This window comes from Micromonospora sp. NPDC049282 (assembly GCF_043197045.1).
GTDB lineage: Bacteria > Actinomycetota > Actinomycetes > Mycobacteriales > Micromonosporaceae > Micromonospora.
Window position 1 is genome coordinate 32704 of sequence record NZ_JBICSL010000021.1, and the last position, 21556, is coordinate 54259.

Consider the following 21556-nt stretch of genomic DNA (forward strand, 5'->3'; position numbering starts at 1 on the left):
GTTAACGTTTCGTGTCCCCAACATGTGGGATGAGCGTCCCGAAACGACATCCGGCCGCCGCGCTTGACCGCAGGGCCCGGCATTGGCAAGGTTTTGCAGGCTTCGCGCACACCGTACGGCACACCAAACCCGTCGCTCTACTGAGGACGGACAAGCGGCGGTGGTCGGGCGCCGGCCCGTGCCGCACCATGGAGGACTGAGTTGAGCCCCATCCGCTCCGCCCGCATCGCGGCGCTCGCATCGGCCGTACTGGCCACCACGCTCACCGGCTGCGGGATCGGCGGGGAACCGCAGGACACCAGCCCGATCGTGATCGCCGCCGACCTCGAACTCTCCGGCGCTTCCGCGCCCATCGGCAAGGTCTACCAACGGGCCCTGGAACTGAAGGTCGACCAGATGAACGCCTCCGGCGCGCTGGGCGGCCGGAAGATCGACCTGAGGGTCAAGGACAACCGCTCCGACGCGGCCGAGTCCTTGCGCAACATCAATGATTTCAGCGGCGACTCACGGGTGGGCGCCGTCATCATGGGCGGCTGCAACGAATGCGCCGTCGGCGCGGCCCGTACGATCAACGACAAGCGCATTCCGACCATCGCGCTGGCTTCCGCCGGCGCGGTCACCGAACCGGTCGACCAGCGTCGCTACGTCTTCAAGCTGGCGCCGAATGCGGCCGACAGCGCGGCGGCCCTCGCCACCGAACTCACCCGACGCGGCATCCGCAAGGTGGCGGTGCTGCACAGCGCCGACGGGTACGGCCAGGAAGGGCTCACCGCACTGCGCCGCGAATTCGACAAGACCACATTGCGGCTGGTCGCCGACGAAGCCGTGCGCATCACCGACACCGAGGTGAGCGCGCAGATCGGTGACCTGATCGACAAGAAGCCGCAGGCCCTGATCCTGTGGACGCCCCCGGAACAGGCGACGCTGGCCGCCACGACGGCGCGGCAGAGCAAGTTCGGCGGGTCGCTCTTCTTCGACGCCTCGGCGGCCGGGGACCTGTTCCTCGGCCCGTCAGCCCGCTCCACCGAGGAGGCCACGCTGATCTTCACCCAGACGATGGTGATCGACGACGTGATCGCCACCACCCCGGCCAAGGCCGCCCGGCGACAGTGGTTCCAGGACTACACGGCCCGGTGGGGTGGCTACAACGGCTTCTCCTCGTTCGCGGCGGACGCCGTCCAGCTGATCGTCGACGCCGAGCAGCGCGCCGGCGGGAAGCCGGGCGAGGTCGACCGGGACGCCCTGCGCGAGGTCCTGGAGACCTCGCAGCTCGACGGCCTCTCCGGACCGATCCGGATGACGCCGGACAACCACTCGGGGTTGATGCCGCAGGCTCTGACGACGCTTGTCGCTCGTGGTGGTCGGTGGCGTCTCGCCGGGTAGTCACCGTGGTGGGTGTGGCCCCACCGCAACCGGCTCCGGGCGGGCTTGATCCCTCCGCCGGTTGCGGTGGGTCAGCGGGCGGAGGTGGTGGCTCGAACCCAGGGGAGGGCGAGCCGCTCGATCGCGCTCAGGGCCGCGTAGAGCACGATGCTCATCAGCGCCACCAGCACGATGGCCGCCCAGGCGGTCGCCGTGTCGCCGACGCCGTTGTACTGCAGGATCTGGTAGCCCAGGCCGGGCCGGTCCGAATAGAACTCCCCGATCACCGCGCCGATCGCGGCCAGCGGCATGGCGACCTTGAGGCCGACGAAGATCTGCGGCAACGCGGCCGGCAGGCGTACCTTGCGGAACGACTGCCACCAGGAGGCGTTGAGCGACCGGCCCAGCTCCGCCAGGTCGGCCGGGGTGGTGGTCAGCCCGGTGGCGGTGGACAGCACGATCGGGAAGAAGCAGAGCAGGAACACCATGGTCAGGATCGGCTTCTGGCCGAAGCCCACGGCCACCGCCAGCAGCGGGCCGAAGGCGATCTTGGGGACCGCGTTCACGGCCACCAGCAGCGGCGCGAACATCCGTTCCACCCGGCGGGACGCCGCCAGCGCCATCCCGATCAGTACCCCGGCGGCCGTCGAGAGCAGGAACCCGAACAGCGTCATCCAGGTGGTGATCCCCAGCGCGGGCAGCAGCACCTCGGTGGTGTCGGCCAGCGAGCGGGCCACCGCCTGCGGCGGCGGCAACGCCGCCGGGTGCACCAGGTGCAGCCCGGAGGTGACCAGCCACCAGACGGTCACCGCGATGACCAGCCCGAGCGCCGGCAACCCCAGCACGGTGGGGCGTGCGGCCCGGCCCGGCCGGGCGGGCGCCGGCGGGGTCGGCTCCTCCGGCGGCCCCGGCCGGGCCGCGGTCAACTGCGTCAACGTGTCCTCCTTCTCCGGCCGGTCGGGACGACCGGCACGCGCAGGGGGTGCGACCCACCGGGTGTCCGGCGGGTCGCACCCCCGTGGCCCGAGAGCCGACGGTCAGGACTTCGGCACCAGATCGAAGTCGATGATCTGGTCGGGGGTGAGGTTCTGCTTGAGCTGGCCCGCGCCCTGCAGCAGCGCGATGCTCTTGGCCACCCGACCGCTGTCCACCGTGCCGAGCGCGGTGCCGGAGTTGCTCGAACGGACGTACGCGGCCATGAGCCGAAGCTCGGCGGAGGCCGCGGCCGGGATGGCGGCCGGCACGTTCTTCTTCAGGATCTCGCCCGCCTCGTCCGGGTGCTCCAGCGCGTACTCCAGGCCCTTGAGCAGCGCGGCGGAGAACTTCTTCACCATCTCCGGCTTCTCCTTGGCCGTCTTGGTGGAGGTGACCAGCACGTTGCCGTACAGGTCCTGCATCACGTTGCTGTACGGCAGCAGGACGGCCTTCTTCTTGGTGACCGTCTCGATGGTGGGCTGGCCGACGACGAACTGGCCGATGCCGTCCACCGATCCGGAGCCCAGCATGCCGATCAGCGTCTGCGCCTCCCCGTTGACAAAGGTCACCTTGCTGGCGTCGATGCCGGCGAGCCGGGCGTACGTCGGAAAGAGGTTGCGCACGACGGAGGTCGGCGTGTCGGCGAGCTTCTTGCCCTCGAGGTCCTTCGGGGTGGCGATGTTCTTGCCCTCGACCGTGGCGATGGCGGCCATGGTGCGCTGCTGGATCGCCGCCACCGCGACGAAGTCCTTGGCCTGGCCGTTGGCGTACAGGAGGATGGCGCCGGTCAGGTCGACCGGGGCGAAGTCGGCCTGTCCACTGGCGACCTGGACCACCCCGCCCGTGCCCTGGCCGGGCTTGATGTCGACGTCGAAGCCGGCCTCCTTGAAGAAGCCCTTCTCCTTCGCCACCCAGGCGTAGGAGTCACGGCCGAAGTTGCCGAACGAGGTGAGGTAGGTCACCTTCTCCAGCGCCGCGCCGTTGCCGCCGCTGCCGCCCTCGGACTTGTCCGAGTCGCTGCTGCAGCCGCCCACGAGGGCGAGGGCGGTCGCCAGCGCCGCGGCGGCGACCGTACGGGTCAACCTTCTCATCAGTGCACCATGTCCTTTCCGACCAGGACATCTACGCCGGTCGGGTCGTGGGTCCGACGGGGTCGGCAGGAGGTTCGGCCGACTGGACCGTCGTGAGGGGACTCTTCGCGCGCAACAGCGTACGAGAAGGCTGATGACGCGCCGCAACCGTCCGGGTTGCGGAAAGGAAACGAAGTGGCGTGACGGGAAGCGGACTGACGTCCACCCCGGACGGTGCTATAAGCACAGTCCCGCTACGCTAGCCCGGCTCGCGTTCGCGACGATGTGGGAAGGGAGCCGGCGGGAGATGATCCGACTGTCCGGGGTGTCCCGCACCTTCGACGGCCGCTCGGGGCGGGTGGAGGCGCTGCGCGGCATCGACCTCGACGTCGCCGAGGGTGAGTTCGTCGCCGTCCTCGGGCGATCCGGCTGCGGCAAGTCCACGCTGCTGCGCATGATCGCCGGCCTGCTGCCGGTCACCGCCGGCGAGATCACCGTCGCCGGCACGCCGATCACGAAGCCACGTCAGGACGTCGCCATGCTGTTCCAGCGCCCGGCGCTGCTGCCCTGGCGCTCGGTGCTCGACAACGTCCTGCTCCCGGTGGAGATCTTCGGCTGGAGCCGGGCGAAGCACCGCGACCGCGCCCGCGAGCTGCTGGAGATGGCCGGGCTGGGCGGCTTCGAGAAGCGCCTCCCGCACGAGCTGTCCGGCGGGATGCAGCAGCGGGTCTCGCTGTGCCGCTCGCTGATCGGCTCGCCCCGGGTGATGCTCATGGACGAGCCGTTCTCCGCGCTCGACGCGCTCACCCGGGAGGAGCTCTCCGGCGAACTCCAGCGGGTGCACATGGACACCAGGGCGACCATCGTCTTCGTCACCCACTCGATCGACGAGGCGGTGCTGCTGGCCGACCGGGTCGTCGTGCTCAGCCCACGCCCCGGCCGGATCCGCGAGGTGGTCGAGGTGGCCGTCCCCCGGCCCCGCACCCTGGGCCGGCACGCGCACCTGGCCGACGTCGCCCGGATCAGCGCCGAGCTGCACGAACTGTTGATGGAGCGGGACGCCCCCGGCGTACCCGCGCCGGCCGGACCGGCGCAACCGCCGGCCGCGCCGGCCGAGGCGCCGCCGCGGGCCGCGGCGGCGGGAGGACGGTGAACATGCGGGTCTCGGTCTTCACCGAACCCCACCGCGGCGCGGACTACGAGGATCAACTCCGGTTCGCCCGGCTGGTCGAGGAGACCGGCTTCGAGGGCTTCTTCCGCGCCGACCACTACCGGGCGATGGGGGACGAGCCGGCGCTGCCCGGGCCCACCGACGCCTGGCTGACGCTCGCCGCGCTGGCCCGGGAGACGTCCCGCATCCGGCTCGGCACGCTCGTCACCTCCGCCACCTTCCGGCTTCCCGGTCCGCTGGCCGTCATGGTCGCCCAGGTCGACCGGATGAGCGGCGGCCGGGTGGAGCTGGGCATCGGCGCCGGCTGGTTCGAACGCGAGCACACCGCGTACGGCATCCCGTTCCCGACCGTCAGCGAGCGGTTCGACCGGCTGGCCGAGCAACTGGAGGTCGTCACCGGGCTGTGGCGCACCCCACCCGGTGAGACGTACAGCTTCAGCGGCGCGCACTACCGGCTGGTCGACGCGCCCGCGCTGCCCAAGCCGGTGCAGCGTCCCGGCCCGCCGGTGATCGTCGGTGGCCGGGGTCCGAAGCGCACCCCCGAGCTGGCCGCCCGGTACGCGGACGAGTTCAACATGCCGTTCAAGAGCGTCGCCGAGACGGCCGCCGCGTACGAGCGGGTCCGCGAGGCGTGCGACCGCACCGGGCGTGACGCGTCCGGGCGCGCGCCGCTGACGCTCTCCGCCGGGGTCGTGGTGGCGATCGGGCGCACCGACGCCGAGGCGCGGCGGCGGGCCGCCCCGCTGCACGTCACCAGCGCGCTCCCGCCGGAGGATCCGGTGGTCGGCTCCCCCGCCCAGCTCGTCGACCGGCTCGGCGAGTTCGCCGCGGTCGGCACCACCCGGGTGCACCTGCGGCTGATCGACTTCGACGACCTCGACCACGTGGAGCTCATCGCCGCCGAGGTGCTCCCCCAACTGGACGGAACGCGATGAGCGAGCTCTCCACCGACTTCGAACTCGGCCCGGTGGGCCAGGAGATCGTCTACGAGAACGACCGGGTCCGGGTCTGGCACATCCGGCTGGAGCCGGGTGAGCGGCAGCCGCTGCACCGGCACGACCACCCGTACCTGGTGGTGGCGGTGCAGGGCGCGAAGAACGTGGTGCAGACGATCGACGGCGCCACGATCGACGCCGACGAGCCCACCGGCGGGGTGGTCTACCGCGACCCGGGCGCGGTGCACATGCTGACCAACGTCGGCGACACCACGTACCTCGCCCGTCTGGTCGAGTTGAAGTAGCCACGCCGGCGCGGTTCGCCGCGCCGCGCGGTGGCAAGGTGGCGAACCACCCCACCGGGCCGTAACGTGCCCGACATGGCCTTTCGGACGTGGGGCAGGCTGCTGCTCACGGCGCTCGGGGTGAGTGTGCTGGCCGGTGCCGGCCAGCTGGGCATCGCGTACGGCTTCGGAGTCGTCCGCCTCGACGGCACGTTCGTCGACGGCTCGGTCAACCGGTGGCCCGCCCAGCTCGTCTGGGTCGCCTGGTTCGCCGCGGTCGCCACCGTCGCCGGGGCCGTCCTCACCGAGCGCCTCGCCCGCCGCGACGACCGTCCCGGTGGCACCACCGAGCTGCTCTCCATCGCCGGCGTCAGCGCGCTGGGCGCGATCGTGGTCGCCCCGCTCTGCATGCAACCGGCCCGCGCCGCCGAGCTGGGCGGCTCCGTCGACCCGGTGTGGGCGGCCGGCATCTGCGCCGCCCTGGGCGCCGTGGTGGGCGCGGGCGCCGCGATCGGCGTGCTGCTCAAACCACCGTTCGGCTGGGGCGTCGCGCTCACCGCCGGGATCGTCTGGCTGCTGGCCCTGCTCTCCGTCGCGCCCGCGATCGTCTCCAACCGGCCGCTGACCACCGTGCGGCTCGGCGTACTCGAGCCGTCCTGGCTCGACGCCGGGGCGGCGCAACGCCTGGCCATGCTGCTGCTGCCCACGCTGGCGCTGCTCGCGGGCGGCGCGCTCGGCGTGCTGGCCCGCCGGGCCGGGCACCCGCCGCTCGTCGGCGGCGCGGCCGGGGCAGCCGGGCCGGTGCTGGTGGCCTTCGCCTATCTGACCGCCGGCCCGGGCACGGCGACCGACCGCTACCAGTTGGCGCCCTACTACGGCGCGTTGATCGCGATCGTCGCCGGAGCGCTCGGCTCGACCGCCACCACGGTGCTCCCCCGGCCCGCCACCGGGACCGACGCCGTCGACCCCACCGACATCCTCGCGCCGCTGCCGCCCGGCGCGCCGCTGCCGGCCGGCACGTCCGACCCGGCGGCCGCCACGGCGACCCTGGCCACGGCCGGCGCGCCGGCCCCCGCGCACTGGGACTGGCCGGAGGCGGGTGGGTCGGCCACCGTTCCGTCCACCGCCCGGCACGTAGTGCCGGCGCCGCCCACCGCACCCGGCTCGCCCGCCCGCCCGGAGTCGTCGGCGTTGGCGCGGGACGGGGCGGGCCCGGCGCACGGCTCGCCGATGCCCGGCCTGCTGACGCCGGGGCGGCGGACCTCGGCCATCGACGTCCTCGCCGCCGGCCGCCCGGATCCGCAGCCGGCCGCCGGCGCGACCCCGGCCGACCACGACACACCCGGGCCGGGGATCGCCGCCCCCGCGCCGACGGCGGCCGTCGCCGAGCCGGTGGCAGCCGCCAGCAAGCCGACGGGTGACACCGTCCAGCCGACGCCCGACGCCTCCCCGCCGACAGCCGACGCCTCCCCGCCGACGGGGGACGCCCCCGGGCGGCCCGAGCCCGAGCCCGAGCCGCGAGCGGCGTCGGGATCGCCGGTGACCGGCACCGCGCCGGCCGACACCTCGTCCGCCGCCGGAGCCACGCGCGAGGCCGCCCCGCGCGCCACCCGGCCACGACGGAGCCGCGCCGCCGCCCGCGTAACGCCGCCGACTGACGAACCGTCGGCGACCGACGGCTCCACGTCACCGACCTCAGCCGAACCGACGCCGGCCGGCGGCTCCACCCCGGTGCCCGCCGGGAGCCGCCCCGCCACCGAGTGGCGGGATCCCGAGCCGGGCACGAAGAGCGACGCCGACGGGCGCCGCCCGCACGCGGCGGACCACGCCATCGACGGCCCGGCGCCCGGCGTGGAGGCGGCAGGGGTACCCCCCGTTCCCGGCCCGCCGACGACGGACACCGCAGCCGACGACCCGGCCGGAACCGCCCGGACCGCCCGTTCCCGGCGCACCCGCGCCCCGCGCGCCACCCGGAGCGACACCGACCCGGCAGCCGCGCCCCGGACCGACATCACCCGGACGCCCGCCGAGGCCACCGGGGCCGGCGCGCCCGCACCGACACCGGGCGGCACGCCCGCCCCGACGACAACCGGCACCCCCGTCCCGACGACAACCGGCACGCCCGTCCCGTCGGGAGCCGGCACGCCCGCCCCGTCGGGAGCCGGCACGCAAGCCCCGCCGGCGGGCGGCACCGACGAGCCGGCCGAGTCACGGGCGGAGAAGCCGGCGGGTGGCCGGCGGAGCTTCTTCTTCGACCCCGGCCCGGCCGACCGACCCGCCACGTCGCCCCGGCCTCGATTCCCCATCTTCGAGGACGTGACCGAGCGACCGGGCGAGGTGCGGCCGGCCTGGCCGATCACTCCGGCGGCAGGCCCGCCGGCCCGGCCGTCCGGTGCCGCCGCGCCGGGCGCTCCGGCCACCGGTCGGGACGGCGACGACACGACCGCCCCGGCCGAGCCGGCGCCCCGCCCCCGGCACCAGGGCCTGCCCGAGCCCGGCCGGAGCACCGGGTGGGACGCGCTCGCCACGAACGCCCGCCCCGGCGGCCGGACGGCACCCGACGCGGCCGGGCCGGCCCGGGCCACCGACGCGGAACCGGGCGCGACCGTTCCGGCCCAGGCCGGGCCCGGCACCTCGGACACCGACGCCGAGACCGCCCGGGGCCGGCACGCCGGCGCGGACGACGCCGAGGCCGCCGGCGGGAAGTCGAAGGCCCGGCGTGGCCTCTTCCGGCGCAGCCGGGGCAAGGGTGAGCCGGAACAGGCCGACGAGGCGGTCGAGCCGAACGCCACCCCGGACGACGAGTACGTCGACTGGGTCGCCGGTCTCGCGTCGGACGACAACGCCGACGACGCCCGGTCCCTGCGTACCGGCCGGCACCACCGCGACTGACCGGCCGGGGGCCGGGCCATCGACGGCCCGGCCCTCGGGCGGCTCAGGCCAGCGGCAGGTAGACCCGGGAACCGGCGGCGACGAACTCCTCGGACTTGCCGCGCATGCCCCGCGCCGCGTACTCCTTCAGCTCCTGGGTGATCTTCATGGAGCAGAACTTCGGCCCGCACATCGAGCAGAAGTGCGCCGTCTTCGCGGGCTCGGCCGGCAGCGTCGCGTCGTGGTACGCCCGCGCCGTCTCCGGGTCCAGCGCCAGGTTGAACTGGTCGGACCAGCGGAACTCGAACCGGGCCCTGGACAGCGCGTCGTCCCAGGCCTGCGCGCCCGGATGCCCCTTGGCCAGGTCGGCCGCGTGCGCGGCGATCTTGTAGGCGATCACGCCCGCCTTCACGTCGTCCCGGTCCGGCAGCCCGAGGTGCTCCTTCGGGGTGACGTAACAGAGCATCGCGGTGCCGAACATGCCGATCATCGCGGCGCCGATGGCGGAGGTGATGTGGTCGTACGCGGGCGCGATGTCGGTGGTCAGCGGACCGAGCGTGTAGAACGGCGCCTCGTGGCACCACTCCTGCTGAAGGTCCACGTTCTCCTTGATCTTGTGCATCGGCACGTGCCCCGGGCCCTCGATCATCACCTGGACGTCGTGCTCCCAGGCCACCTTCGTCAGCTCGCCGAGCGTGCGCAGCTCGGCGAACTGGGCCTCGTCGTTGGCGTCCGCGATCGAGCCGGGGCGCAACCCGTCGCCGAGCGAGAACGTAACGTCGTAGCGGGCGAGCAGCGCGCACAGCTCGGCGAAGTGGGTGTAGAGGAAGTTCTCCTCGTGGTGCGCCAGGCACCAGGCCGCCATGATCGAGCCGCCCCGGGAGACGATGCCGGTCACCCGGTCCACCGCGAGCGGCACGTACGGCAGCAGCACACCGGCGTGCACCGTCATGTAGTCGACGCCCTGCTCGGCCTGCTCGATCACCGTCTCGCGGAACACCTCCCAGCTCAACCTCACCGGGTCACCGCCGACCTTCTCCAACGCCTGGTAGATCGGCACGGTGCCGATCGGCACCGGGGAGTTCCGCACGATCGCCTCGCGGGTCTCGTGGATCCGCTTCCCGGTGGACAGGTCCATCACGGTGTCCGCGCCCCACCGGGTCGCCCAGGTCAGCTTCTCCACCTCGTCGGCCACCGACGACGTCACCGCCGAGGTGCCGATGTTGGCGTTCACCTTCACCAGGAACGCCTTGCCGATGATCGCCGGCTCGCACTCCGGGTGGTTGACGTTGAGCGGCAGCACCGCCCGGCCGGCCGCGATCTCGTCCCGGACGAACTCGGGCGTCACCCCCTCCCGGATCGCCACGAACTCCATCTCCGCCGTGACGGTCCCGGCCCGGGCGTACGCGAGCTGGGTCGGCCGCTTCCCGTCCACCCCGGCCAGCGGCGTGCCTGCGCCCCGGACCGGCGCGACGTCGCCCCGCTCGGCGATCCACGGCCCGCGCAGCGCGGGCAGCCCCACCTCCGGGTCGGAGCCGGGACCGGAGGTGTCGTAGAGCCGTACCAGTGGGTTGTCCCCGGTCAGCGTCACCTCGGCGAACGGCACCCGGACCCCCGGCCGGGTCCCCTCCACGTACACCTTGCGACGTGCCTGCATGACAGCCTCCCTGTCGCTCAAGCGGACCAGCCGAAGTGGTCCAGCGGGCCGTGACCCGCGCCCAGCGCCCAACTCCGCGCGCCGGTCAGCGCACGGGTCACGTACTCCTTGGCGGCGGCCACCGCGACCGGCGCCGCGTCGCCGGCGGCCAGCCGGACCGCGACGGCCGCCGCGAACGAGCAGCCGGTGCCGTGGTGGTGCCGCGTCACCACCCGGGGCGCGCGCAGCAGCCGCGTCGTCCCGCCGCCGGCCAGCACGTCCACCGACTCGCCGGCCGCGTCCACGTCGCCGCCGGTCACCACCACGAACGCCGGGCCGCGCGCCGCCAGCGCCTCGGCCGCGGCGACCATCTCCTCGACCGTGCCCACCTCGCGCCCGGTGAGGGCCGCGGCCTCCGCGCAGTTCGGCGTCGCCACCTCGGCGTACGGCAGCAGCCGCTCGACCGCCTCCACCACACCGAGCCGGTGCCCGCTGGTGGCGACCAGCACCGGGTCGACGACCAGGCGGGGCAGCCGCCCGTCCCGGGCCGCCTCGGCCACCGCCTCGGCGACCGCCGGGGTCCCGAGCATCCCGGTCTTCACCGCGCGGACGGCGAAGTCGCCGAGCACGCTGTCGAGCTGGTCGCGGACGGTCTGCGGAGGCAGCGGCAGGACCGCGTCCACACCCCGGGTGTTCTGCGCGGTGACGGCCGTGAGCACGCTGGTCCCGTACGCCCCGAGCGCGGCGAACGTCTTGAGGTCGGCCTGGATGCCGGCGCCGCCGCCGGAGTCGGAGCCGGCGATGGTGAGAACTGTTCTGGGCGTCACTGTCTCGTCTCTCCGGTGGTGGGGGTGGACGCCTCCTGGAAGGCTCTGCCGAGCGTGGTGGCCGTGTCGGTCGGGTCGGTGGCGCGCATGATCGTGCCGAGCACGGCGACGCCCGCCGCGCCCGCGGCGACGCACGCCCTGACCTGGTCCGGGGTTTCGATGCCGCCGAGGGCGAGCACCGGGACCGGGCTGACCGCGATCAGCTCGCGCAACCCGTCCGGGCCCAGCGCCGGGCCGTAGCCGGGTTTCGTGCGGGTCGGAAACACCGGCGACAGGGTCGCGTGGTCCTCGGTGGTGAGTCGGGCCAGTTCGGCGGCGTCGTGGCAGGAGCGGCCAACCAGCCCGAGGCGCGGCGGCGGGTACGGGCCGGCGGCGGGCAGGTGCACGGCGTCCCCGTCGAGCGGGTCGGAGCCGGCCACGATCAGGGTGCCGCCGGCGTCGGCGAGCACCGCGCGCAACTCGACGGCGAGGGCGAGGCGTTCGGCGCGGGGCAGGTCCTTCTCCCGGAGCACCACCCACCGCACTCCCCCGCCCACCGCCGCCGCGACGACCTCCACCAGCGCCCGTCGAGCCACCCACCGATCCGTCAGCAGCACCAGTCCGCTCGGGCGTCGGCGGACCTTGGTACCCATCCGCCCCTCGAGGGACGTGCGCGCACCAGGATCGCTCTCGATGGGCGTGCGCACGCCGGGATCGGTGGCGGCGGGGACGGTCACAGGTTCGGTCGGCCTTCGTCGGGGGTGGACGGGAGCGCGTGGTCGCGGCGCGGGATGCGACCCGCGCCGTACGCCAGGTGGCCGGCCTCGACCGCGTGCCGCATCGCGGTGGCCATCGCCACCGGGTCGGCGGCGCGGGTGACGGCGCTGGCCAGCAGCACCGCGTCGCAGCCCAACTCCATCGCGAGCGCGGCGTCGGAGGCCGTGCCGATGCCGGCGTCGAGGATCACCGGCACGTCCACGGCCTGCCGGATCAGCCGGATGTGGTGCGGGTTGCCGATGCCCAGGCCGGAGCCGATCGGCGAGCCGGCCGGCATCACCGCCGCGCACCCCACGTCGGCCAGCCGGCGGGCCAGCACCGGATCGTCCGAGGTGTACGGCAGCACGGTGAACCCGTCGGCGACCAGGTCCTCCGCGGCGCGCAGCAGCTCCACCCCGTCGGGCAGCAGCGTGCGCTCGTCGCCGATCACCTCCAGCTTCACCCAGTCGGTGTCGAACGCCTCCCGGGCCAGGTGCGCCACCTTCACCGCCTCCACCGAGGTCCGGCAGCCGGCCGTGTTCGGCAGCAGCCGTACGCCGCAGCGCTCCAGCAGGTCGAGCAGCCCACCCGTACCGCCCGGGGTGGTGTCCACCCGGCGCAGCGCCAGCGTCACCAGCTCGGCGCCGGAGGCGCGGATCGCCGCCTCCAGCACGTGCAGGTTGGCCGCGCCACCGGTGCCGAGGACGAGCCGGGAGCCGAACGCGACGCCACCGATCTCCAGGGACATCCCGCTCACCCGCCCTGCGCGGCGCTGAGCACCTCGACCCGGTCGCCGTCGCGCAGCACGCTCACCGGCCAGCCGCCGCGCGGCACCACCTCGCCGTTGACCGCGACCGCGAGGCCGCGCTGCTGCCCGGTGACCGCGCGGACCACCTCGGCCACCGTGACGCCGTCGGGCAGCGTCCGTCCCGTGCCGTTGACGATCAGTTCCACCTGGGCTCCTTCGGAAACCGGTCCGGGGTGAAGGGGGCGAGCGCCGGATCCGGCTCGCCGGTGACGATCAGTTCGGTGACGAGGTCCGCGGTGACCGGGGTGAGCACGATGCCGTGCCGGTGGTGCCCGGTGGCGGCGAGCACGCCGGTCCGGCCGGGCAGCGCCCCGATCACCGGCGCGTTGTCCGGGGTGCCCGGGCGCAGCCCGGCGACCGCCTCGACCAGCTCGTACTCGGTCAGCTCCGGAACCAGTTCGACGGCCGCGCGGAGCAGCCGCAGCACGCCGCCGGCGGTGACCTCGGTGTCCGCGCGTTCCTCGACGGTCGCCCCGACCACCACCTCGCCGCTGTTCCGGGGCACCAGATAGACCGGCTCGCCGTCGGCGTACCCCCGGATCACGTGCCGGAAGCCCGGCGGGCCGCCACCGGGCGCGCGGAGCCGGAGCACCTGGCCCTTCACCGGCCGCACCGGCAGCCCGGTCAGCGCGGCGGCGCCGCAGCCGGCCGCGACCACGGTGACCCGCGCGTCCACCTCGGACAGCGCGCCGACCCGGGCGGGCCGGAACACCACGCCGGCCCGTTCGGCCGCGACGCGCAACGCGGCGACCAGCCGGCGCGGGTCGACCTGGTGGTCGCCGGGAGCGACCGCGCCGCCGCGCACCCGGGTGGCGAGCGCCGGCTCGCGGTCGCGCAGCGCCGACGGACGCAGCGGCGTGATCGGCAGTCCCAACCCCCGCTGGTACGACCACAGCCGCCCCGCCTCGGCCAGGTCGTCGGCGGTGAGCCCGACCACAAGCGTGCCCTCGGTGCGGTGGCCGAGGTCGACGCCGCTCGCCTCGGCCAGCTCGGCGGCGAACCCGGGCCAACGTGCCGCGGACTCGACCAGCAGCGCGGTCAGCTCCTGCTCACCGAAGTACGCCTCGGCGACCGGGGAGAGCATGCCGGCGGCCACCCGCGACGCTCCCGACCCGGGCCGGTCGTCGTGCACACTCACCCGCAGCCCGCGCTGCGCGCACCGCCACGCGATCGCCAGCCCCACCGGCCCCGCCCCCACCACCCCCACCTCGGTAAGGAAGGGCCCCTTGTCAACGCTTCCGGTAGCGGAAGGGCCCCCGCTCAACACGTCAGCGCCCCGAGCAGCGCGGCGGTGGCGTGCGCGGGATCGGCCGCCGAGCTGAGCGCGCCGACCACCGCCACCCCGTACGCCCCGGCGGCCCGCAGCGCCGGCACCGACGCGGCGGTCACCCCGCCGATGGCGATCACCGGAACGGTCACCGCCCCGGCCACGGCGCGTACCCCGTCCGGACCGATCGGCGCGGGCAGGCCCGGCTTCGTGGTGGTGGCGTGGCACGGGCCCACGCCCAGGTAGCTGGCCCCGTCGGCCACCGCGGCCCGGGCGGTGTCCGCCTCCCGGGCGGTCGCGCCGAGCACCGCGTCGGCGCCGAGCACCCGGCGCGCGGCGGCCACCGGCAGATCGTCCGCCCCGACGTGGCCGCCGGACGCGCCCACCGCGAGCGCCACGTGCAGCCGGTCGTTGACCAGGCAGCGCGCCCCGTACGGCCGGCAGGCCTCGACCACCCGCCGGGCCAGCTCGTACGCCTCCCGGTCGGTGGCATCGTCCGCCACCCGCACCTGCACGACGAGTTCGGCGCGGGCCACCGGCAGGGCGGCACGCAGCACGCCGAGCGGATCCCGCCCGGGCCGGGTGTCGGTGATGAGATGCAGTCGTCCCAGGGACGGCACGGCAACGCTCCTCCCTGCGCCGGCATTACCCGGATCAGGTTCGACGGTCGGGGGCTGTCAGCCCCCCTCTCAGCCCGGTCCGTACCGGGCTCCCGTGGGTCACTTGCGGCCTACCGTACGACGGGTCCCCGGCCGGACGGAAGACCGGATGACGTTTTTCCCACGACGGCACCACTCGGCGGACCGGGACAGCGGGTGACCGTCGCATCACGACACGCTGCCCGGATGGCCACCTCCGCCCGTGTCCCGCCACGTCTGTCGTCCCTGCCGTTCCGGGGCAGCCGTGCCGTCGCCGAAGGACTGCTGACCTGGACGAAGCTGCGCGGGCCGACGTGGGTCCGCCTCCTGCCGGACGTGTACGTGCACCGGGGCGGACACCGCGCCGACGACCACCGGATGTGGTGCGAGGCGGTCGCGTTGCGGCTGCCGCCGGACGCGGTGCTGGCCAGCCGCAGCGCGGCCTACCTGTTCGGTGCCGACCTGCTCACCCGGGGCGATCCGGTGACCGTGCTCCTGCCGACGACAGCCCGGCTGCGCCCGCATCCCCGGCTGTCGATCGTGCGGTCACCGGCACCGGCACGGGATCGCACCCGGTTCGCCGGGCTGCCGGTCACCACCGCGCTGCGCACGGCGTTCGACCTGGGTCGCCTCGGTCCCCGGGTGGAGGCGCTGGTCGCCGTCGACGCGCTGCTGCGTCGCCGGGTGGTGGAACTCACCGCGCTGCGCGCCTACGCCGCGGACCGTCCCGGCTGGCCGGGCTCGTCACTGCTGCGCGAGGTGTTGACGCTGGCCGAGCCGCTGAGTGAGTCCCCGATGGAGACGCGCCTGCGGCTGCTCCTCCTCGACGCCGGCCTCGGCCCGCTGACCGCCCAGCACGAGGTGCGCCACGGCGGGCGCTTCGTGGCCCGGGTAGATCTGGCCTGGCCGACGCTGCGCATCGCGGTCGAGTACGACGGCGACCACCACCGGGAGCGGGCCCAGTTCCGGCGGGACGTGGCGCGCCTGAACGCGTTGCGCTCGGCGGGCTGGATCGTGCTCCGGTTCACCGCCGACGACGTGCTGCGCCGCCCCGAGGCCACTGTCGCCCTGGTCCACCAGGCCCTCGCCGAACGCCGCACCACCATGCCGGCCCGCTGACGCCCTACTGCCGCCGCTGGACCTCGTCGTGCTGCGCCGTGCCGGGCGACGCCGGGACATGCCGCGCCGGGGCGGGACACGACGCATCCGGCTGGGCGTCGCGACCCGCGCCCAGGTCGGACGGGCAGGGCCAGGAGGCAGGGGCCGGCAAGGCCGGGCCGGGCCGGCGCCCCGAGATACCCACAGCGTTCCACTCGCCAGGGTCGCCGTCCGTGAGTGGAACGCTATGGGTGTCAAAACGCACCGCAGACACCCATAGCGTTCCACTCACCCCTGGTCACGCCCCCCGGGCGGCGGGGGGCGAGGGCGGGGGCGGGGGGTGTCAGAGGAGGGCGTCGAGGGTGTCCAGGTCCTCGTCGGTGGGCTGCCAGGTGCCCGCGTCGGCGTTGGCGCGTACCTGCTCGGGCGTGGTCGCGCCGGCGATCACCGAGGTCACCGCGGGCCGGGCGGCCAGGCCACCGATGGCCACCTGGAGCATGCTCACCCCGCGCTCGGCCGCGTACGTCTCGATCGCCTCGATGGTGTCCCAACGTGCCGCGGCCAGCCGCTCGGCGTACCGGCCGCCGCCGGCGAGCCGGCTGCCCGCCGGTGGCTGCTGGCCCCGCCGGTACTTGCCGGTGAGCAACCCGTTGGCGAGCGGGAAGAACGGCAGCATGCCGAGGCCGAACCGCTCGCAGGCCGGGATCACCTCGTCCTCCACCCCGCGCTCCAGCAGCGAGTAGTGGTTCTGCGCGGAGATGAACCGGGTACGGCCCTGCGACGACGCGGTCCAGTCGGCGTCGGCGATCTGCCAGCCGGCGAAGTTGGAGTTGCCGAGGTAGCGCACCTTGCCGGCGGTGACCAGGTCATCGAGCGCGGCGAGCGTCTCGTCGATCGGCGTGCCCGGGTCGGGCTCGTGCATCTGGTAGAGGTCGATGTGGTCGGTGCCGAGCCTGCGCAGCGACGCCTCGACCGCGCGGGCGATGTAGCGGCGGGCGCCCCGGGCGCCGTGGTCCGGCCCGTTCGCCCCGTTCATGTCCATGCCGAACTTCGTGGCGACCACCACGTCGTCCCGGCGGCCCTTGAGCGCCTGGCCGAGCAGTTCCTCGGAGCCGCCCTGGGGTTCGCCGTAGATGTCGGCGGTGTCGAAGAAGTTGATCCCGGCGTCGAGCGCGGCGTCCACCACCGCCCGGGTGCCGTCGAGGTCGAGCTTGCGGCCGAAGTTGTTGCAGCCGATGCCGACCACGGACACCACGAGCCCGGAGTCGCCCAGCCGGCGATAGGTCATCTCACTCACGAGATCCACCCTATGCCCGCCACCGGCCGGTTCCTCGTCGATCACCCGACGTCCCAGACCGGCTCCGGCGTCTCCACCACGTCCCCGTCGCCCCGGAACAGCACGAACCGGTCGAAGGTGCGGGTGAACCACCGGTCGTGGGTGACCGCGATGACCGTGCCGTCGAACGCGCCCAGGCCGGCCTCCAGCGCCTCGGCGGAGGCCAGGTCGAGGTTGTCGGTCGGCTCGTCGAGCAGCAGCAGGGTGGCCCCGGACAGCTCCAGCAGCAGCACCAGGAAGCGGGCCTGCTGGCCGCCGGAGAGTGTGCCGAACCGCTGGTCGCCCTGGCCGGCCAGCTCGTAGCGGGACAGCACCCCCATGGCCGCGTGCCGGTCCATGCCGGCCCGGTGTTCGTCGCCCCGCCACAGGATCTCGACGAGCGTCCGCTCCGTCAGCTCCGGCCGGTCGTGGGTCTGCGAGAAGTGACCGGGCCGGACCCGGGCGCCGAGCCGGACCACGCCGCCGTGCGCGACCGGTGTGAGCGCGGCGGCGCCGTCGACCGGGGTGTTGCCCGGGTCGGGGTCGGAGCCGCCGCGGGCCAGCAGGCGCAGGAAGTGCGACTTGCCGGTCCCGTTCGCGCCGAGGACCGCGACCCGGTCGCCGTACCAGATCTCCAGGTCGAAGGGGTAGGTCAGGCCGTCCAGCTCGAGCTGCTCGGCGATCACCGCGCGCTTGCCGGTCCGCCCGCCGGTCAGCCGCATCCGGATGTCCTGGTCCTTCGGGGGTACGGGCGGCGGCCCGGCCTCCTCGAACTTGCGCAGCCGGGTCTGCGCGGCCTGGTAGCGGGAGGCCAACCCGTCGTTGTACGCGGCCTTCTGCTTGTACATCAGCATCAGCTCGCGCAGCTTCTGGTGCTCCTCGTCCCAGCGCCGGCGCAGCTCGTCGAGGCGGGCGTGCCGGGCCACCCGCGCCTCGTGCCAGCTCGCGAAGCCACCCGGGTGCACCCACGCGCTGCCGCCTTCCACGGCCACCACCCGGTCGGCGGTCTGCGCCAGCAGCTCGCGGTCGTGCGAGACGTAGAGCACCGACTTGCCGGACTCGCGCAGCCGCGCCTCCAGCCAGCGTTTGCCCGGTACGTCGAGGAAGTTGTCCGGCTCGTCGAGCAGCAGCACCTCGTCGGGGCCGCGCAGCAGCAGCTCCAGGGCGAAGCGTTTCTGCTGGCCGCCGGAGAGGGTGCGGACCGGCCGGTCCCGGGCGCTGTCCCAGGGCAGGTCCAGCACGATGGTGGCGACGGTGTCGAAGAGCACCTCGGCGTCGTACCCGCCGCTCTCGCCCCAGGCGGCCAGCGCGTCGGCGTACGCGAGCTGGGCCTTGCCGGCGGCGGAGCTGTACTTGCCGCGGACCTCGGCCGTCCGCATCGCCGTCTCGGTCTCGACGAGCCGCCGCCCGGCGTCGCGCAGCGCCGGCGGGGCGAGCGACAGGGCCAGGTCGGCGAGCGTCGACTCGTCGCCGATCATGCCGATGAACTGCCGCATCACACCCAGGCCGCCGGCGCGGGCGATCGCGCCGGTGCGCACCGGCAGGTCGCCGGCGACCATCCGGAGCAGAGTCGTCTTGCCGGCGCCGTTGGGGCCGACGAGCGCGACCTTGGCGCCCTCACCGACCCGGAACGACACCTCGCCGAACAGCTCCCGCCCGTCCGGGAGGATGTGCCCGACCGCTGCCACGTCCACGTATCCCACGCCGGCATCCTGCCCGAGTCGACGGGGCGGGCGACACCCGATTACCGGGTGACCCGGAGCACCCGGTAGCCCTTCTGGCTGGCGTGCCGCTCGACCTGCCAGCCCTGCTCGACGAGCCAGCGGTGCAGCGAGTCACCGCCGAGGTGGCGGGCGACGACGAGCCAGGCCACGCCGTCCGGGGTGAGCCGGGGCAGCCAGCGCAGCAGCAGGTCGTGCAGCTCGGCCTTGCCGATGTGGATCGGCGGGTTCGACCAGATCTGGGCGAACGTGACGTCCGGCGGCAGGTCGTCCGGCGCGACGGCCCGGACCCGGTCGGCGGCGCCGATCCGGGCGGCGTTGGCGGCGGTGAGGGCGCGGGCGCGTTCGTTGACGTCAACCGCCCAGACGGTGGCGGCCGGCGCGACGGTGGCCAGGACGGAGGCGATCGGGCCGAACCCGCAGCCGATGTCGAGCAGCGGGCCGGCGACGTCGGCGCCCGGCAGGTCGGCCTTGCGCAGCAGCACCGCGGTGCCGGGGTCGAGCCGGTCGGCGGAGAACACCCCGCCGGCCGAGGTGAGGGCGTAGTCACGCCCGGCGACGGAGAACTCGACCTCGCGCGGACGGGCCGGGGTCGCGGGTTCAGCGGTGAAGTAGTGGTCGCCGGTCACGACGGCATTCTCGCACCGCCGGACGGTGGGCCGGACGACGGTACGGCGGGCGGGGGCGGACGCCACTCCGCCGGAATTTCCCGATATTACCCCTGAAAGGGATAATCGGTCTTACTCTATCCCACATGGTGTACCGGTACGAGCCCGATGAGGACGCCTTCCTGGAGTACCCGGAGCCCGGGTACTCCCCGACCGGGCCCGCGGCCGCGACGCCGCCTCCGGCAGGCCCGTCGCCCTCCCGCTTCCCCACACCGTCGCTGCCGCCGGCCCGGACCACCCGGCCGGACCTCGACGACGAGGCCCGGGCGCCCGCCCCCGCGCCGCCCGCACCCGCACCCGCACCGACGCCCGGCCGACCCGCGCCGCCCGGGGAACCCTTCCCGGTGCCCCAACCCGCGCCGCCCACGCCGCAACCGGTGCCCGCCGCGACGACGCGCCCCACCGTGCCGATCCCGGCCAGCCCGGCCTTCCGTGCCACCGACGTGTCCGAGCTGCCCCGCAACCGGCGCGCCGACCGTCGCGGCGGCGGCCGGGTCTGGCAGACGCTGATCGGCGGCGCCGCGGTGCTGCTCCTGCTCTCCCTCACCGGCCTGGCCGTCGCGGCACTGCTCGACGAGCGGAGCGCCACACCCCCGGCGAGCGAGCCGACCCCGCAGCCGACGGTGGCGGAGACGAACCCGCCGAGTCGGTCCGACCTGGACTCCCGGGACACCGACCAGGCGTCACTCACCGTCAGGGAGCTCTTCCCCGGCAAACAACTGGTGGTCACCGACGGCAAGCCCGCCTACCGGGTGCTGAAGACCCAGACGAGTGCGAACTGCGCGGTCGCGGCCACCGGCGAGATCGCCGCTCTGCTGGCCCGGCTCGGATGCAACCAGGTCGTCCGGGGCACGCTCCGCTCCCCCGACGGCGACCACCTGCTCACCGCCGGCCTGTTCAACCTGACCGACCTGGCCAGCGCCCAACGGGTACGCGACCGGATCCGGCCGCTGCTGGACGACCGGCAGGGGCGGTTCCGGGGCTTGGCCGCGGGTGACGACACCGAGGCGGTGGAGAAGGCCGCCGCCCGGGTCGGCTGGCAGGTACGCGGGCACTACATCGCCTTCTGCCTGGTCACCCGCGCCGACGGGGAGCGGATCCCGACCGACGACGCCCGCGCCCGCGACATCATGTACGACCTGATCGAGCTGCACCTGAACCGGGGCGTGCTGGACCGGCGGGCCTCCGGCGGGACGGCCGGCCAACCCACCGACGGCCCGACCGAGGACAGCGCCGGTCAGCAGAGCACCGACTGAACCGAAAACAGCGACGGCCCGTCACCCGCTCCGGTGGCGGGCCGTTCCGCGCCGGCCGGTGGCGCGCGCTCAGCCCTCGGCGACCGGCACCCGCAGCCGGCGGGTGAGGTCCGCGCGGCGGGCGTAACCGGCCGGGTCGGCCGGGTACCCGACCTCGACCAGGGCGAGGCCGTGCGCGGGGGCCACGGTGACCTCGCTGGACCGTTCCCGGCGGGTCAGCAGGCCGGCCGGCCACCGCACCGGCCGCCGGCCGTCACCGGCGACCAGCATGGCGCCGACCAGGCTGCGCACCATGTTCTGGCAGAACGCGTCGGCCTGCACGGTGGCGACCAGGATCCCGTCCGGGTCGCGCCGCCAGTCCAGCCGGGTGACCTCGCGCAGCGTGGTGGCGTTCTCCTTGCGCCGGCAGTAGGCGGCGAAGTCGTGCTCGCCGACCAGACCGGCCGCGGCCTCGTTCAGCGTCGCCAGGTCCAGCGGCTTCGGCCAGGCCAGGGTGTCCCGCCGGCGCAGCGGCTCGGCGCCCCAGGGCGCGTCGGTGACCCGGTACTCGTAACGGCGGAAGGTGGCCGAGAACCGGGCGTCGAAGTCGGCCGGCACCTCGGTCATCGCGCGTACCCGGGCATCGGTGGGCAGCAGTCGGGCCAGCCGACGCAGCAGCCGCCCCTCGTGCGCGCGCCACACCTCGGTCGGCAGGTCGAGGTGGCAGACCTGCCCGGTGGCGTGCACCCCGGCGTCGGTGCGGCCGGCCACGGTCAGGCCGGTGACCGTGCCCGCGCCGAGGACGAGGTCAAGCGTCTCCATGAGCACCCCGGCCACCGTGCGCCGGGTGGGCTGGGGGGCCCATCCGGAGAAGTCGGTGCCGTCGTACGAGACGTCCAGCCGCAGCCGGGTCCGCTCGTCCACCTCGTACCTCCCGTTG

At 74.6% G+C, this 21556-nt stretch carries 20 protein-coding genes and 1 riboswitch; of the genes, 7 read left to right on the forward strand and 13 right to left on the reverse strand.

Annotated elements, in window-relative coordinates:
• Positions 1–201 precede the first annotated feature (201 nt).
• Positions 202–1383 carry an ABC transporter substrate-binding protein gene (locus ACGFI2_RS26475; protein WP_393521812.1) on the forward strand — a complete coding sequence of 394 codons (1182 nt, stop codon included), beginning with the start codon at positions 202–204 and terminating at the stop codon, positions 1381–1383.
• 71 nt (positions 1384–1454) lie between these two features.
• On the opposite strand, the gene ACGFI2_RS26480 is transcribed toward ACGFI2_RS26475, so the two are convergent.
• Together ACGFI2_RS26480 and ACGFI2_RS26485 are read right to left on the reverse strand one after the other, a co-directional pair.
• A complete protein-coding gene (locus tag ACGFI2_RS26480; protein ID WP_393521814.1) occupies positions 1455–2297 on the reverse strand; it encodes an ABC transporter permease in 843 nt (280 codons plus the stop codon).
• Positions 2298–2399: 102 nt separating this feature from the next.
• Positions 2400–3428, reverse strand: coding sequence for an ABC transporter substrate-binding protein (locus ACGFI2_RS26485; protein WP_393521816.1), 1029 nt, complete (start codon positions 3426–3428; stop codon positions 2400–2402).
• A 286-nt stretch (positions 3429–3714) separates the two neighbouring features.
• Here ACGFI2_RS26485 and ACGFI2_RS26490 point away from each other — a divergent pair, with 286 nt between their 5' ends.
• The 4 genes from ACGFI2_RS26490 (at position 3715) to ACGFI2_RS26505 (ending at position 8689) form a co-directional block, all read left to right on the forward strand.
• Positions 3715–4560 carry an ABC transporter ATP-binding protein gene (locus tag ACGFI2_RS26490; protein ID WP_393521818.1) on the forward strand — a complete coding sequence of 282 codons (846 nt, stop codon included), beginning with the start codon at positions 3715–3717 and terminating at the stop codon, positions 4558–4560.
• A 2-nt stretch (positions 4561–4562) separates the two neighbouring features.
• On the forward strand, positions 4563–5513 hold the full coding sequence (locus tag ACGFI2_RS26495; RefSeq protein ID WP_393521820.1) for an LLM class F420-dependent oxidoreductase: 951 nt from the start codon (positions 4563–4565) through the stop codon (positions 5511–5513).
• Entirely contained in the window at positions 5510–5818 is a 309-nt protein-coding gene (locus ACGFI2_RS26500) for a cupin (RefSeq protein ID WP_393521822.1), read from the forward strand. Before ACGFI2_RS26495 ends, ACGFI2_RS26500 begins: the two co-directional genes overlap by 4 nt.
• A gap of 75 nt (positions 5819–5893) precedes the next feature.
• Positions 5894–8689 (forward strand): hypothetical protein, encoded by a 2796-nt coding sequence (locus ACGFI2_RS26505; protein WP_393521824.1) that lies wholly within the window; start codon positions 5894–5896, stop codon positions 8687–8689.
• Positions 8690–8732: 43 nt separating this feature from the next.
• On the opposite strand, the gene thiC is transcribed toward ACGFI2_RS26505, so the two are convergent.
• From thiC to thiE, 7 genes are all read right to left on the reverse strand, one after another.
• Complete coding sequence (thiC, locus tag ACGFI2_RS26510; protein WP_393521826.1) at positions 8733–10325, reverse strand: phosphomethylpyrimidine synthase ThiC; 1593 nt, start codon at positions 10323–10325, stop codon at positions 8733–8735.
• Between the two features lie 17 nt (positions 10326–10342).
• Complete coding sequence (gene thiD / locus ACGFI2_RS26515; RefSeq protein ID WP_393521828.1) at positions 10343–11131, reverse strand: bifunctional hydroxymethylpyrimidine kinase/phosphomethylpyrimidine kinase; 789 nt, start codon at positions 11129–11131, stop codon at positions 10343–10345.
• Positions 11128–11763 (reverse strand): thiamine phosphate synthase, encoded by a 636-nt coding sequence (locus ACGFI2_RS26520; RefSeq protein ID WP_393521830.1) that lies wholly within the window; start codon positions 11761–11763, stop codon positions 11128–11130. The genes thiD and ACGFI2_RS26520 overlap by 4 nt, the downstream gene beginning before the upstream one ends.
• Positions 11764–11843: 80 nt before the next feature.
• On the reverse strand, positions 11844–12623 hold the full coding sequence (locus tag ACGFI2_RS26525) for a thiazole synthase (protein WP_393521832.1): 780 nt from the start codon (positions 12621–12623) through the stop codon (positions 11844–11846).
• Entirely contained in the window at positions 12620–12820 is a 201-nt protein-coding gene (thiS, locus tag ACGFI2_RS26530) for a sulfur carrier protein ThiS (RefSeq protein WP_393521834.1), read from the reverse strand. The genes ACGFI2_RS26525 and thiS overlap by 4 nt, the downstream gene beginning before the upstream one ends.
• Positions 12811–13938, reverse strand: coding sequence for a glycine oxidase ThiO (gene thiO, locus ACGFI2_RS26535; RefSeq protein WP_393521836.1), 1128 nt, complete (start codon positions 13936–13938; stop codon positions 12811–12813). The genes thiS and thiO overlap by 10 nt, the downstream gene beginning before the upstream one ends.
• Entirely contained in the window at positions 13935–14561 is a 627-nt protein-coding gene (thiE, locus tag ACGFI2_RS26540; protein WP_393521838.1) for a thiamine phosphate synthase, read from the reverse strand. Before thiE ends, thiO begins: the two co-directional genes overlap by 4 nt.
• Positions 14556–14667, reverse strand: a riboswitch (TPP riboswitch). Its footprint overlaps the gene before it by 6 nt.
• A gap of 119 nt (positions 14668–14786) precedes the next feature.
• On the opposite strand from thiE, the gene ACGFI2_RS26545 reads away from it, so the two are divergent.
• On the forward strand, positions 14787–15698 hold the full coding sequence (locus tag ACGFI2_RS26545; RefSeq protein WP_393521840.1) for a DUF559 domain-containing protein: 912 nt from the start codon (positions 14787–14789) through the stop codon (positions 15696–15698).
• A 322-nt stretch (positions 15699–16020) separates the two neighbouring features.
• On the opposite strand, the gene ACGFI2_RS26550 is transcribed toward ACGFI2_RS26545, so the two are convergent.
• The 3 genes from ACGFI2_RS26550 to ACGFI2_RS26560 are packed head-to-tail and all read right to left on the reverse strand — an operon-like array spanning position 16021 to position 19342.
• Complete coding sequence (locus ACGFI2_RS26550; RefSeq protein WP_393521842.1) at positions 16021–16983, reverse strand: aldo/keto reductase; 963 nt, start codon at positions 16981–16983, stop codon at positions 16021–16023.
• 32 nt (positions 16984–17015) lie between these two features.
• Positions 17016–18695 carry an ABC-F family ATP-binding cassette domain-containing protein gene (locus tag ACGFI2_RS26555; RefSeq protein ID WP_393521844.1) on the reverse strand — a complete coding sequence of 560 codons (1680 nt, stop codon included), beginning with the start codon at positions 18693–18695 and terminating at the stop codon, positions 17016–17018.
• A gap of 41 nt (positions 18696–18736) precedes the next feature.
• A complete protein-coding gene (locus tag ACGFI2_RS26560; RefSeq protein WP_393521846.1) occupies positions 18737–19342 on the reverse strand; it encodes a class I SAM-dependent methyltransferase in 606 nt (201 codons plus the stop codon).
• 125 nt (positions 19343–19467) lie between these two features.
• On the opposite strand from ACGFI2_RS26560, the gene ACGFI2_RS26565 reads away from it, so the two are divergent.
• Positions 19468–20637, forward strand: coding sequence for a hypothetical protein (locus tag ACGFI2_RS26565; protein ID WP_393521848.1), 1170 nt, complete (start codon positions 19468–19470; stop codon positions 20635–20637).
• Between the two features lie 69 nt (positions 20638–20706).
• Here ACGFI2_RS26565 and truA read toward each other — a convergent pair whose 3' ends face one another.
• The gene (truA, locus tag ACGFI2_RS26570) at positions 20707–21540 is read right to left on the reverse strand and encodes a tRNA pseudouridine(38-40) synthase TruA (protein ID WP_393521850.1); all 834 of its coding nucleotides are present in this window, start codon (positions 21538–21540) and stop codon (positions 20707–20709) included.
• Positions 21541–21556 lie beyond the last annotated feature (16 nt).

Excerpts from the sequence above, each read along its gene's own strand:
- ACGFI2_RS26485 (WP_393521816.1), bottom strand. The coding sequence starts at position 3,428 with ATGAGAAGGTTGACCCGTACGGTCGCCGCCGCGGCGCTGGCGACCGCC.
- ACGFI2_RS26490 (WP_393521818.1), top strand. The coding sequence starts at position 3,715 with ATGATCCGACTGTCCGGGGTGTCCCGCACCTTCGACGGCCGCTCGGGG.
- ACGFI2_RS26495 (WP_393521820.1), top strand. The coding sequence starts at position 4,563 with ATGCGGGTCTCGGTCTTCACCGAACCCCACCGCGGCGCGGACTACGAG.
- ACGFI2_RS26500 (WP_393521822.1), top strand. The coding sequence starts at position 5,510 with ATGAGCGAGCTCTCCACCGACTTCGAACTCGGCCCGGTGGGCCAGGAG.
- ACGFI2_RS26505 (WP_393521824.1), top strand. The coding sequence starts at position 5,894 with ATGGCCTTTCGGACGTGGGGCAGGCTGCTGCTCACGGCGCTCGGGGTG.
- thiC (WP_393521826.1), bottom strand. The coding sequence starts at position 10,325 with ATGCAGGCACGTCGCAAGGTGTACGTGGAGGGGACCCGGCCGGGGGTC.
- ACGFI2_RS26520 (WP_393521830.1), bottom strand. The coding sequence starts at position 11,763 with ATGGGTACCAAGGTCCGCCGACGCCCGAGCGGACTGGTGCTGCTGACG.
- ACGFI2_RS26545 (WP_393521840.1), top strand. The coding sequence starts at position 14,787 with ATGGCCACCTCCGCCCGTGTCCCGCCACGTCTGTCGTCCCTGCCGTTC.
- ACGFI2_RS26565 (WP_393521848.1), top strand. The coding sequence starts at position 19,468 with ATGGTGTACCGGTACGAGCCCGATGAGGACGCCTTCCTGGAGTACCCG.